The following is a 12,653-nucleotide window of genomic DNA, read 5'->3' as shown; positions in this document are numbered from 1 at the left end:
TTCATTACTAAAATAGTTGCATGTTGACTTATTATCCATTCATTTGCATTTGCTCATCGATGATACTTAAGAAAAGCCGCACTAATTCGTCATCAAATTGTTTGCCTGCGTGAATTAGGAGTTGTTCCCTGACTTCATGCACGTGCAGCGAATCTCGGTATACTCTCGTAGAAGTCATCGCATCAAATGCATCTGCAATACTTACAATGCGGACAAGCAAAGGAATCTCTTCACCTTGCAGATTGTCTGGATATCCTCTCCCATCCATACGTTCATGATGCCATTTTACAATAGGCAGAAGATGCTCAACATCCGGTAAATCTTTTAGCAGCTCATAGCCAATTACAGGATGCTGGCGAATGACGTTAAATTCTTCATCAGATAACCGCCCAGGTTTCATCAGAATATGATCGGGAATTGCTATTTTACCAATGTCATGCAAAAGAGCCCCTAATTTCAGACGTTCCAGTTCGGCCTCACTTACCCCCGCTTTCGCTCCAAGCAAAGTAGAGTAGAAAGCAACATTATAACAGTGATCGACCGTGAAGCTATCTTTAACCCTCAATGTATTAAAAAGATTTTCGTAAGCTTTCTGTTTCAGCACTTGTCTCCGGAATTGAATCTTTTTAATCAATTGTTCCATATGCAGTTTAATGAGGTTGCACAGATGCAATTGATCCTCCGTAAGTTGAATATCCGAAGGAAATGAGAATAATAATGCCCCGTAAGAAGGACCATGCTTTATATGAAAACCGTAAATACACTCGTATTTACTCATTATAAGATAATTTTTCAAATGACTTTCTGCCTTATGTACTGATAAACGTATGCCATCGGGATTTCGGAAAAAAAACTGCGTATGGAGCACAATTTGTTGTAACTGGTCCATGACTGCCGTACTAATATTAACCGAATAAGATGCTGGGGTGCTCTGATGTTTCTCGTCTATAAGGAAGAGAGAGATATGTTCGCAGCCAATTGTTTTCTTGGCGATATCACTCAATTGTCCGATCGATTCGAAGATGGAATCAGAATTTATCACATTTTTAAAAAACAATGAATTCTGCATAGATGTACCTCTTATTCTTCTCAAATAAACTTCCCCAACTATTAATTAGTACTAGTTCTTCTTAATAAGGAGATTCTCCTCTATTATAAATAAAAACTTCCATTATTTTAATGTTTTTTTACTCAAATCGATATATATTTACTCACTTTTGTTAATTTCTTGGATTATTATCCCGATTTCTGTCAGATAACTTACGTATGTCCCGCAAAAAGGAAATAGGCCAGCCCATTTCTACTGAAATAAGCTGACCTTTTCTAGTTATAAAGATCTAGTTAAGTGACATCATAGGTTCAATAAGTGATAACAAGAGCTGTGTGTCCTCTTTACTAATTTGGGTGAAGGGGTTGGACGGATTGTTGAGAGTTAATAGAATCTGCTCAATGTCGATTACTGTAGATTCTGTAAAGTATTCATGCTTAAGCGCATTTTGTACCTGATAAGGCGAATAATTGTCATTTCCTCTATTTTCTAGGTAAAAATAACCTCGATGTCAACTGCGACTGCGGCCGGAAGCAATCTTGGACCATTATTCGGAGGCGTACTGAGTCACTGGGAGCACAAGGGAGTGCTTCATGAGCATTGCTTGGAGCGGCTATTTGTATGAAGGTTAATAGCGTTAAGGAAATGAAACAGACATTTTCAGGGTAGATGAAGGCGATCAAGGATTGCTCTCAAGCTATCGAGTTTTTCAATACATATTAATGAAAGCCACTTTCTCGGGCGAACTTCAGTCTGAGGAAGGGATCATTGACGAAATAATTAATAAAGTAATACATCATCAAGGCAATTAATCGTATCGGTTAACTGTATGAAAACACAAAAAAGCATAATCTAGCAGTGAACTCACTACTAAATTATGCTTTACTAGGATCGGGACGACACGATTTGAACATGCGACCCCCTGCTCCCAAAGCAGGTGCTCTACCAAGCTGAGCTACGTCCCGAAAGTAATATGTATTTCTAATAAAAAATGGCGCGCCCTGAGAGATTCGAACTCCCGACCTTTTGATTCGTAGTCAAATACTCTATCCAGCTGAGCTAAGGGCGCTTAATTAAATGGAGCGGAAGACGGGGATCGAACCCGCGACCCTCGCCTTGGCAAGGCGATGCTCTACCGCTGAGCCACTTCCGCATAGGGATCCCCAAGCCGTAAAGTACGACTTGGGGATGATTGATGCGCGTAGAGGGACTTGAACCCCCACGGTCGCCCGCTAGATCCTAAGTCTAGTGCGTCTGCCAATTCCGCCATACGCGCATGCTGTAAATAAGGCAAGTGAGTCATGTAGGATTCGAACCTACGACACCCTGATTAAAAGTCAGGTGCTCTACCAACTGAGCTAATGACTCGCATCATTGGTTGCGGGGGCAGGATTTGAACCTGCGGCCTTCGGGTTATGAGCCCGACGAGCTACCGGGCTGCTCCACCCCGCGTCATAGTTAGATGTGATCCCTACATTGTTACTAATACCCTTGCGGGTACTGCTTGGCAACGTTCTACTCTCCCAGAACCCTGCGGTTCAAGTACCATCGACGCTGGAGGGCTTAACGGTCGTGTTCGAGATGGGAACGCGTGGGTCCCCTCCGCCATCATCACCAAACAGTCAAAGCGTGTTTGCGCCTTGAAAACTAGATACGAAACTTGCGTAAAGTTAGAATTTTAGGTTTATTGGTTAAGCCCTCGACCGATTAGTATTCGTCAGCTGCATGCATTGCTGCACTTCCACCTCGAACCTATCAACCTCGTCGTCTACAAGGGGTCTTACATACTGGGAAATCTCATCTTGAGGGGGGCTTCGCGCTTAGATGCTTTCAGCGCTTATCCCCTCCGTACATAGCTACCCAGCGATGCCTCTGGCGAGACAACTGGTACACCAGCGGTACGTCCATCCCGGTCCTCTCGTACTAAGGACAGCTCCTCTCAAATTTCCTACGCCCGCGACAGATAGGGACCGAACTGTCTCACGACGTTCTGAACCCAGCTCGCGTACCGCTTTAATGGGCGAACAGCCCAACCCTTGGGACCTACTTCAGCCCCAGGATGCGATGAGCCGACATCGAGGTGCCAAACCTCCCCGTCGATGTGGACTCTTGGGGGAGATAAGCCTGTTATCCCCAGGGTAGCTTTTATCCGTTGAGCGATGGCCCTTCCATTCGGTACCACCGGATCACTAAGTCCGACTTTCGTCCCTGCTCGACTTGTAGGTCTCGCAGTCAAGCTCCCTTATGCCTTTGCACTCTGCGAATGATTTCCAACCATTCTGAGGGAACCTTTAAACGCCTCCGTTACATTTTAGGAGGCGACCGCCCCAGTCAAACTGCCCACCTGACACTGTCCCCATACCGGATCACGGTACCAGGTTAGAACTCCGATACGATCAGGGTGGTATCCCAACGATGCCTCCACCCAAGCTGGCGCTCAGGCTTCAAAGGCTCCCACCTATCCTGTACAGATCGTACCAAAGTCCAATATCAAGCTGCAGTAAAGCTCCATGGGGTCTTTCCGTCTTGTCGCGGGTAACCTGCATCTTCACAGGTATTAAAATTTCACCGGATCTCTCGTTGAGACAGCGCCCAAGTCGTTACGCCATTCGTGCGGGTCAGAATTTACCTGACAAGGAATTTCGCTACCTTAGGACCGTTATAGTTACGGCCGCCGTTTACTGGGGCTTCAATTCATAGCTTCGGGCTTGCGCCCTAACCACTCCTCTTAACCTTCCAGCACCGGGCAGGCGTCAGCCCGTATACTTCGCCTTGCGGCTTCGCACAGACCTGTGTTTTTGCTAAACAGTCGCTTGGGCCTTTTCACTGCGGCCCCCTCGGGCTATTCACCCTACCGAGGCACCCCTTCTCCCGAAGTTACGGGGTCATTTTGCCGAGTTCCTTAACGAGAGTTCTTCCGCGCGCCTTAGAATTCTCTTCTCACCCACCTGTGTCGGTTTGCGGTACGGGCACCTTCGCCTGGCTAGAAGCTTTTCTTGGCAGTGTGAACTCATGACCTTCGGTACTTAAATTTCCCTCCCCATCACAGCCCAGCCTTACGATGTGCGGATTTGCCTACACATCAGCCTCACTGCTTGGACGAGCATCCATCAGCTCGCGTCACTATCCTTCTGCGTCACTCCATCGCTCATAACGGCTACGGTGGTACAGGAATTTCCACCTGTTGTCCATCGACTACGCCTTTCGGCCTCGCCTTAGGTCCCGACTTACCCTGAGCGGACGAGCCTTCCTCAGGAACCCTTAGGTTTTCGGCGGATCAGATTCTCACTGATCTTTTCGTTACTTATACCGGCATTCTCACTTGTATGCGCTCCACCTGTCCTTACGGTCAGAATTCAACGTACATACAACGCTCCCCTACCCATGCACTAAAGTGCAAGCCATAGCTTCGGTGGCGTGTTTAGCCCCGTTACATTTTCGGCGCAGAGTCACTCGACCAGTGAGCTATTACGCACTCTTTCAATGGTGGCTGCTTCTAAGCCAACATCCTGGTTGTCTGTGCAACTCCACATCCTTTCCCACTTAACACACACTTGGGGACCTTAGCTGATGGTCTGGGCTGTTTCCCTTTTGACAATGGATCTTAGCACTCACTGTCTGACTCCCGGATTTAAGTTTGTGGCATTCAGAGTTTGACTGGACTTGGTAACCCTTGGCGGGCCCCGCACCCAATCAGTGCTTTACCTCCACAACTCAACATCCGAGGCTAGCCCTAAAGCTATTTCGGGGAGAACCAGCTATCTCCGAGTTCGATTGGAATTTCTCCGCTACCCCCACCTCATCCCCGCATTTTTCAACATGCGTGGGTTCGGGCCTCCAGTGAGTGTTACCTCACCTTCACCCTGGACAGGGGTAGATCACACGGTTTCGGGTCTACGTCCACGTACTAAATCGCCCTATTCAGACTCGCTTTCGCTGCGGCTCCGTCTTTTCAACTTAACCTCGCACGGGAACGTAACTCGCCGGTTCATTCTACAAAAGGCACGCCATCACCCATATAGAGGGCTCTGACTTCTTGTAAGCACACGGTTTCAGGTTCTTTTTCACTCCGCTTCCGCGGTGCTTTTCACCTTTCCCTCACGGTACTGCTTCACTATCGGTCACTAGGGAGTATTTAGCCTTGGCAGATGGTCCTGCCGGATTCCGACGGGGTTTCACGTGACCCGCCGTACTCAGGATACCTCTAGGGGTTTCGTTCGATTTTGGCTACAGGGCTTTTACCTTCTATGCCGGACCTTTCCAGATCACTTCGCCTACCGAACTAACCCCACAACGAGGTCCTACAACCCCAAGGAGCAAGCTCCTTGGTTTGGGCTATTCCGCTTTCGCTCGCCGCTACTGACGGAATCACTTTTGTTTTCTTTTCCTCCAGGTACTTAGATGTTTCAGTTCCCTGGGTATGCCTCTACTATTGCTATGTATTCACAATAGAGTAACTGCGCATTACCACAGCTGGGTTCCCCCATTCGGACATCCCCGGATCAAAGCCTGCTTACGGCTCCCCGAGGCATTTCGTCGTTCGCCACGTCCTTCTTCGGCTCCTAGTGCCTAGGCATCCTCCGTGTGCTCTTTCTAGCTTAACCATTTATAGGGACCTTTAGCGTTAGCTAAAGTCTCTCCTAAGCTGAAAAAACTTTAAAGATTTTTGCAAGATTCGTTAGAATCAAGCAACCTAAGTTCTTACTTTACGTTTTGTTTCGTTATCTAGTTTTCAAGGAACAAAAGTAAAACTTGTTGAAAGATTGCTCTTTCAAAACTGAACACGAGTGAGTAAGCTTGTTTGTGCTTTCGCACTTGACTGGATCTATCAGATCCGAGTCTCCATAGAAAGGAGGTGATCCAGCCGCACCTTCCGATACGGCTACCTTGTTACGACTTCACCCCAATCATCTACCCCACCTTCGGCGGCTGGCTCCCTTGCGGGTTACCCCACCGACTTCGGGTGTTGTAAACTCTCGTGGTGTGACGGGCGGTGTGTACAAGACCCGGGAACGTATTCACCGCGGCATGCTGATCCGCGATTACTAGCAATTCCGACTTCATGCAGGCGAGTTGCAGCCTGCAATCCGAACTGAGATCGGCTTATAAGGATTGGCTCCACCTCGCGGCTTCGCTTCCCGTTGTACCGACCATTGTAGTACGTGTGTAGCCCAGGTCATAAGGGGCATGATGATTTGACGTCATCCCCACCTTCCTCCGGTTTGTCACCGGCAGTCATCTTAGAGTGCCCACCCAAAGTGCTGGCAACTAAGATCAAGGGTTGCGCTCGTTGCGGGACTTAACCCAACATCTCACGACACGAGCTGACGACAACCATGCACCACCTGTCTCCAATGCTCCGAAGAGGGCACCTATCTCTAGGTGTTACATCGGGATGTCAAGACCTGGTAAGGTTCTTCGCGTTGCTTCGAATTAAACCACATACTCCACTGCTTGTGCGGGTCCCCGTCAATTCCTTTGAGTTTCACTCTTGCGAGCGTACTCCCCAGGCGGCATACTTACTGTGTTAACTTCGGCACCGAGGAATCGAATCCCCAACACCTAGTATGCATCGTTTACGGCGTGGACTACCAGGGTATCTAATCCTGTTTGCTCCCCACGCTTTCGCGCCTCAGCGTCAGTTATAGGCCAGAAAGTCGCCTTCGCCACTGGTGTTCCTCCACATCTCTACGCATTTCACCGCTACACGTGGAATTCCACTTTCCTCTCCTACACTCAAGTCAACCAGTTTTGGATGCGAACCGGGGTTGAGCCCCGGGCTTAAACACCCAACTTAATTGACCGCCTGCGCGCGCTTTACGCCCAATAATTCCGGACAACGCTTGCCCCCTACGTATTACCGCGGCTGCTGGCACGTAGTTAGCCGGGGCTTTCTTCTCCTATACCGTCACACAAAAGGCAGTTACTCCTCTTGCTGTTCGTCTAGGGCAACAGAGCTTTACGATCCGAAAACCTTCATCACTCACGCGGCGTTGCTCCGTCAGACTTGCGTCCATTGCGGAAGATTCCCTACTGCTGCCTCCCGTAGGAGTCTGGGCCGTGTCTCAGTCCCAGTGTGGCCGTTCACCCTCTCAGGTCGGCTACGCATCGTCGCCTTGGTAGGCCGTTACCCTACCAACTAGCTAATGCGCCGCAGGCCCATCTATAAGCCACAGATTGCTCCGTGTTTCATAATTCTCTCATGCGAGAAAACCAGTTATCCGGTCTTAGCTATCGTTTCCGATAGTTATCCCGATCTTATAGGCAGGTTACCTACGTGTTACTCACCCGTCCGCCGCTAACTTATCCCGAAGGATAAATCCGCTCGACTTGCATGTATTAGGCACGCCGCCAGCGTTCGTCCTGAGCCAGGATCAAACTCTCCATAATAGTGGACGATTGCTCGTCCGTATATTTGAAAGCTGAAATGCTCATTGACTTGCTAGCGAGATTTTGCAATCTCTTTTTTTGAACGATTTCTCGTTCGTGCTTACTCACTCGTTGTTCAGTTTTCAAAGATCAATTTCTTTCGTTCACTGCCGTGTTACCGAAGCAGCGAGAAGTAATATACCATATTGAAATTTCATTTGCAAGCTTTTTTTATTTATCCATTCGTGAAGATATCCAACACGTTCAGACTCATTTATAATCACTTGCTGCTTGTCTGTTTGGAACAAGAATCATAATATAGCACATACAATTACGTAAAGCAACCTTTAATTAATTTATTGTGAAGGAACCTCCCGAAGCCAGAACATCTGACAAGCGAAAGGTTCAGTAAGACTATTTGAGTAAAAGTGTATTAATCTATTTTAACCTAATGCTTTTGAGCAATAAATCAAGGGGTTCTCTCTCTTCTGATTCTCCACGATGATTATGCTGGGCAAGCTTATCTAACCGCGCTATCTGATGACCATAATCGTACATAGCCGCAGCCACAACCGACAAACGCAGCATACCTTCCGGCTGCTTATTATAACGGTCGATAAGTACGGTCATGAAACGCTCGTTCTCTGTTTCCATCTCCATACCTTCCGAAGAGTCATCCTTGAGCTTATCATCGAATTTCAACAGCACGTGCTCGTGGAACTTTATTAGCTTTTCCAAATGATCATCGAAATAGACATCGATTGCCTGTGTACGGGACGTTTGAAAATAGTGCTCATCCACGGCTTCAAGAACCTCAAGACCTTTGTACATCACGAGAAGCTTCTGCTTGTAAACAACGAGTTCACGAACGCGGTTTAACCCGCTTCCCTTAATTTTCTTAATCTCTTCTTCCATGAGTCTGTACTTATCCGATAAAGACTTCAAGCCGCTGCGCAGACCTTCTTTTTCCTCACGGAATACGGTTTCTTTCATTTCATTAGAGATAACCGTACGAAGGAGGAGCGACATTTTGCCAAAAATCGTACGAATCTGTGCGGCGAATTGCTCCTTGGGCTTAGGTGGAAAGAAAAGAATATTCACTACAAATGCACAACCTATGCCAATCAAACTCAGCAATAATCGATTGACGGCAAAACGCCACTCGCCTGAAGCCTCCATGACCGCTACCACGGTAACTAAGGTAAGACCGATCGTTTCCTCCATGCCCACTCTTAAACTAATGATGATGACAATAATACATACAATTCCTATAGCAATCACGTTATTGGAAAAAAACATACCTGCAAGGAGTGCCAATGCCGCACCAAGAATATTCGTCTGCAGCTGCTCTAGGAAATAGCGCCAAGATCGGTAGATCGAAGGCTGCATGGCAAAAATTGCCGCGACGGCCGCAATAACAGGAGGCGTGAAATTGAGCCAAGCACTTATGTATAAGGCCAAAGCAACAGCAATCCCCGTCTTCCACACGCGCGCACCGAAAACCATGAAACCCCACCTCATCCACAAAAATCTAATTCATTATTATCTTACACAGGTACGGATATGGATGCAAAGATGAGGTTTAGAATCAGATACGGATTAGCCAGCATCTTCTGAATGATCCATCCAAGCAAGCAAAGGGAGGCTAAGTATAAACTTACTGCCATCCCCTTGCTTACTCTGAAGAGTGAGGGAACCACCGAGCAATTTGGCAAGCTGCAAACTGATGGATAAGCCGAGACCTGTTCCTCCATATTTACGATTCGCTGCTCCATCCCCTTGCTGGAATGCTTCAAATATCAACTGCTGCTTGTCTAGGGCAATACCGATACCAGTGTCGCAAACGGCAAAGTCGATCCACTTAGATGAAGCATCGTCGTTGTCCCGAATTTCAACGGATAAGGTGATCCTGCCTTCTTCTGTGAATTTTATCGCATTCATGAGCAGGTTACGAAGTATCTGGTTGAGCTTCTGTGAATCCATTTGAATGATCGTTGGCACATCTTTTCCCACGGTCACGTCAAAGCGCAGCTTTTTGGAAGCCATCATGGGCTCGAATTGTTGTTTTATGTAATGGGTAAGCTCTTCAATAATAACTGGCTGCCACAGCATGTCCATTTTACCCGCTTCAATCTTAGATAAATCTAATACGCTATTGATCATTTGAAGCAGTTCATTACCCGATGTATGAATGATATTGGCATATTGATTTACTTCTTTTAAACTCGTTACGTCTTCGCTTTCCCGTATCATATCTGATAAAACGATTATGCTGTTTAGCGGCGTTTTGAGTTCATGGGACATGTTGGCGATAAATTCTGATTTATAGATTGAAGCTTGCGCTAACTGCTTCGCCTTCTTCTCAAGCTCACGCTTCGATAGTAGAAGCCTCTTGGTCTGTTTTCGCAGAATCACATTCATATTACGTATCTTATCCGCCCGCTGCTGCTCCTTATAGAAATCCCGAATAATGAAGACAAAGAAGGCACTTAGTAATAGGGCGGTTGGATAGGTGTACGGGGCAACTTTAGTCAAATAAATACTCTTAGGCACAGCGCCGAAACTAGCAATACCAATGACCTGTAGCGAGTTAATTGAGAGGATGGAAATGAGCGCCTTTCTCTGATAACTCCATGCGCTTTTTTGATATTTAGCCACAAGGATCGCTGCTAAACAACCCATCAGCATAATATTTAGCGATCCCGTAATAGATTGTGGATTAATGCCTGTAATCGTGTACCTAGCCAGCGCAATTCCAAATCCAATAATAAGTAATATATAGTGCTTACGAAACAAAAGTGTTCCGAATATGATGGGAACGACTCGCAAATCAAATAGCATGAATTCAGATACCCTCACGCCAAAGAACATCGTTAGCCAACCTGAACCTATAAAAATGGCGACAAGCACCGTCTGTTTCACGGTCCAAGATGCATGCTGAAACATATATTTAAAGCCAAGGTTGAATAAGTAAGCACAAGTTATCAGAATACAAATATTCACTAAAAAGCTAATACAGATGGTTATGATAACACCCCCCGCCCCAAACTTACACAAATTAATGGCTTATTTCCAAATTATAACCACTCATCTTATATAAAAATACCCTTATCTATATAGGTTTGAAACAACTAGAAATAAGCGCTTGACTTTGTCGCCTACCGTGCCGACAATACCAGCGTGCGTCTGGATCCAGGTGTTACCATGGATGTACTGCGTGCGATGAAAAAAGCCTGGAGATCTTGCCCTTTCGCTTCTATGATAAGTAAAGTTTAATGAGCAAAAGAAAAACCAGCATGGGTTGATGAGACCAATGCTGGTTTATTTAACTTTAGTGTACAGTTCCTGCTCTGTTATTAGGTGGCATTTGCGGCATTCCTTGTGCCGGAACGAAGGTGTTAAGCATTTTTTGCATATCGGAGGCTTCAAGTTGTGGAACTTGGTAATAGGCATTTCTATTTTGATACAAGAAAATGTCATACGCCATTTCGATAAAATTCTGTACTTGAGAAGCTAATACTCTACGTACTGCAGGATTCGTCACTTCAAGAGAAGTCATCGTCAGCAGCGCAGCATGGGATTTCACGAGGCCTAGCATATGTGCGCTAATGCCTGCATCCTTCACATCAGCCAGTGATTGATTCGGCTTTTTGGGCTGTGTAGGTTTGATACCGTAGATCGGCTGCGATAGATTTTGGATCATATACGTCTGTGTTTCTTGACTCGGCTTTTGCCCTGTTGAAAAGCATTCTGCTGTTATGTTGTAATGGAACAGCGTAAAGTTGTACTGACGATCCAAAATATCCAGAAGCTCGCTATCTTGGACGAATTGTCTGAACATCATGAACTGGTCGAGCACATTGATTGTACAGGATAACACCTCGTGCAAATCAAAGAGCTCATGCCCTCCATGATTCATGTTCTGCATGCCTTGTGTCATATTGTTGTTTGGCGTTTGCTGCTGCATCTCGAAGTCTCCTTTAATAAATGGTATAGTAACTTCGATAATATGAGTTATGTTGAGCGATTTTATTCATTCTGTAGGTAAAATACCCTCGGCAAGATGCCGAGGGTATGGTTTTTGAGATATGGGGCTTATGAAGCAGCAGCCGTTAAGCTTTAGGTTTATCGCCATTGCTGCTACTCGCGGCCTTGGCAGCTTTGGCTGCTGCTAATAGACCTTTACTTTTATAAGGTTTTGGGGCACTCTTTGCTCTATTGGCACTAGCTTGCCATCGGTTCCAGCCCTTACTGTCTGTCCCTCTACCGGTTCCGCCCTTACCCTTCGCTTTACTCATGTACTCACTCCATTATGTTGTGCTTCTTATTTTTTCAACAACGATGCCCACGTGGTTTCAAGCCATTGATCGAAGTCAGACCCTTTATCGCCTTCGTACGTATCATATACGTCACTTCTGGTCTTCTGTAACTTCTCTTTAAACTCTTCAAACGTATGACCTTCCGGCAAGCTCTTCTTAATGCGTACAAAAACTTTACCTGCGCCTTTAATCAAGTCACCTTTTTTTCTTGGCGGCAGTTGAACATCCTCACCAAATGCTCGAAGTTTACGGTAAGCAGCCTCTTGAATGGGATATACCGCATCGCCGCTCATCATACGCGCTAGTATGTTAATGGTTTGTTGGTCGTTATACTGGCCTAATGCTTCAACGGCTTCTAGGCGTTCTCTCCAATTGGATGTACGATTAGCCGATTTTTTTAGTTCCTCTAAATTGGGAGGTATTTCGTTTTTTAATTCGATGGTCAAATGATTCAAGCTCCTTCTGTCTGCTGTTATTAGATTGATGTTACACTTTTTTGATGTGGAGCGCCAACTTTTTGGTGATTATATTTAAAATGGGACATCAGGGTACCATTTATACAGGATTTTATAGCAAAAAAAACAAAACAACGACCAGCTCACACGAATGCGAACTGACCGTTGCTTCATTTGCTATTCATTATAGTAGCCTCAATTTACGACAACCCCCCTACAGTACTTGCATACAGCTGCATCGATGGCAATTTCCTCGTTACAATAAGCGCACGACTTATGTGTATGCAAATCAACTGATGGTACCACTTTGCGCTTCTTCACGTTCATGTAAATCAATAAACCAACCACAACAACGACAACAGCCAACAACCAATAGACCATTCGAAACACCTCCTAGTTGATAAACAACTTCTGATGGTTCCGTATAAGTATATTCGGGCATTCCTGTCCATTTGTCTTAGT

Annotated in this window: 7 protein-coding genes, 6 tRNA genes and 3 rRNA genes; all 16 read right to left on the bottom strand. The window is 46.0% G+C overall.

The annotated features are described in order from the left end of the window. Positions 1–31: 31 nt before the first annotated feature. Positions 32–1,069: an HD-GYP domain-containing protein gene (locus QFZ78_RS27215; protein ID WP_307552163.1), complete on the bottom strand. Its 1,038-nt coding sequence runs from the start codon at positions 1,067–1,069 to the stop codon at positions 32–34. Between the two features lie 870 nt (positions 1,070–1,939). Continuing rightward, positions 1,940–2,013, bottom strand: a tRNA-Pro gene (locus QFZ78_RS27210). 27 nt (positions 2,014–2,040) lie between these two features. Further along, positions 2,041–2,117, bottom strand: a tRNA-Arg gene (locus QFZ78_RS27205). Positions 2,118–2,126: 9 nt separating this feature from the next. Further along, positions 2,127–2,201, bottom strand: a tRNA-Gly gene (locus tag QFZ78_RS27200). Positions 2,202–2,244: 43 nt separating this feature from the next. Beyond that, positions 2,245–2,324: transfer RNA gene (locus QFZ78_RS27195), tRNA-Leu, on the bottom strand. Positions 2,325–2,343: 19 nt separating this feature from the next. After that, positions 2,344–2,416, bottom strand: a tRNA-Lys gene (locus QFZ78_RS27190). A gap of 7 nt (positions 2,417–2,423) precedes the next feature. Next, positions 2,424–2,500, bottom strand: a tRNA-Met gene (locus QFZ78_RS27185). A 50-nt stretch (positions 2,501–2,550) separates the two neighbouring features. Beyond that, positions 2,551–2,667, bottom strand: a 5S ribosomal RNA gene (rrf, locus tag QFZ78_RS27180). Positions 2,668–2,735: 68 nt separating this feature from the next. Next, positions 2,736–5,652, bottom strand: a 23S ribosomal RNA gene (locus tag QFZ78_RS27175). Between the two features lie 244 nt (positions 5,653–5,896). Continuing rightward, positions 5,897–7,438, bottom strand: a 16S ribosomal RNA gene (locus QFZ78_RS27170). Together the 16S, 23S and 5S rRNA genes with 6 tRNA genes alongside form the textbook arrangement of a ribosomal RNA operon. Positions 7,439–7,855: 417 nt before the next feature. Then, a complete protein-coding gene (locus QFZ78_RS27165; RefSeq protein WP_307552161.1) occupies positions 7,856–8,923 on the bottom strand; it encodes an FUSC family protein in 1,068 nt (355 codons plus the stop codon). Positions 8,924–9,016: 93 nt separating this feature from the next. Beyond that, a complete protein-coding gene (locus QFZ78_RS27160) occupies positions 9,017–10,363 on the bottom strand; it encodes an ATP-binding protein (protein ID WP_307552160.1) in 1,347 nt (448 codons plus the stop codon). A 385-nt stretch (positions 10,364–10,748) separates the two neighbouring features. Then, positions 10,749–11,384 (bottom strand): spore coat protein, encoded by a 636-nt coding sequence (locus tag QFZ78_RS27155; protein ID WP_307552158.1) that lies wholly within the window; start codon positions 11,382–11,384, stop codon positions 10,749–10,751. A gap of 145 nt (positions 11,385–11,529) precedes the next feature. Continuing rightward, a complete protein-coding gene (locus QFZ78_RS27150) occupies positions 11,530–11,715 on the bottom strand; it encodes a DUF3934 family protein (RefSeq protein WP_036635181.1) in 186 nt (61 codons plus the stop codon). Between the two features lie 26 nt (positions 11,716–11,741). Then, on the bottom strand, positions 11,742–12,182 hold the full coding sequence (locus tag QFZ78_RS27145) for a HEAT repeat domain-containing protein (RefSeq protein WP_373460196.1): 441 nt from the start codon (positions 12,180–12,182) through the stop codon (positions 11,742–11,744). A gap of 204 nt (positions 12,183–12,386) precedes the next feature. Beyond that, positions 12,387–12,572 (bottom strand): hypothetical protein, encoded by a 186-nt coding sequence (locus QFZ78_RS27140; protein ID WP_307552154.1) that lies wholly within the window; start codon positions 12,570–12,572, stop codon positions 12,387–12,389. Positions 12,573–12,653 lie beyond the last annotated feature (81 nt).

It is taken from the genome of Paenibacillus sp. V4I5, from assembly GCF_030817255.1.
GTDB lineage: Bacteria > Bacillota > Bacilli > Paenibacillales > NBRC-103111 > Paenibacillus_E.
This window is presented reverse-complemented; position numbering and strand designations above follow the sequence as displayed.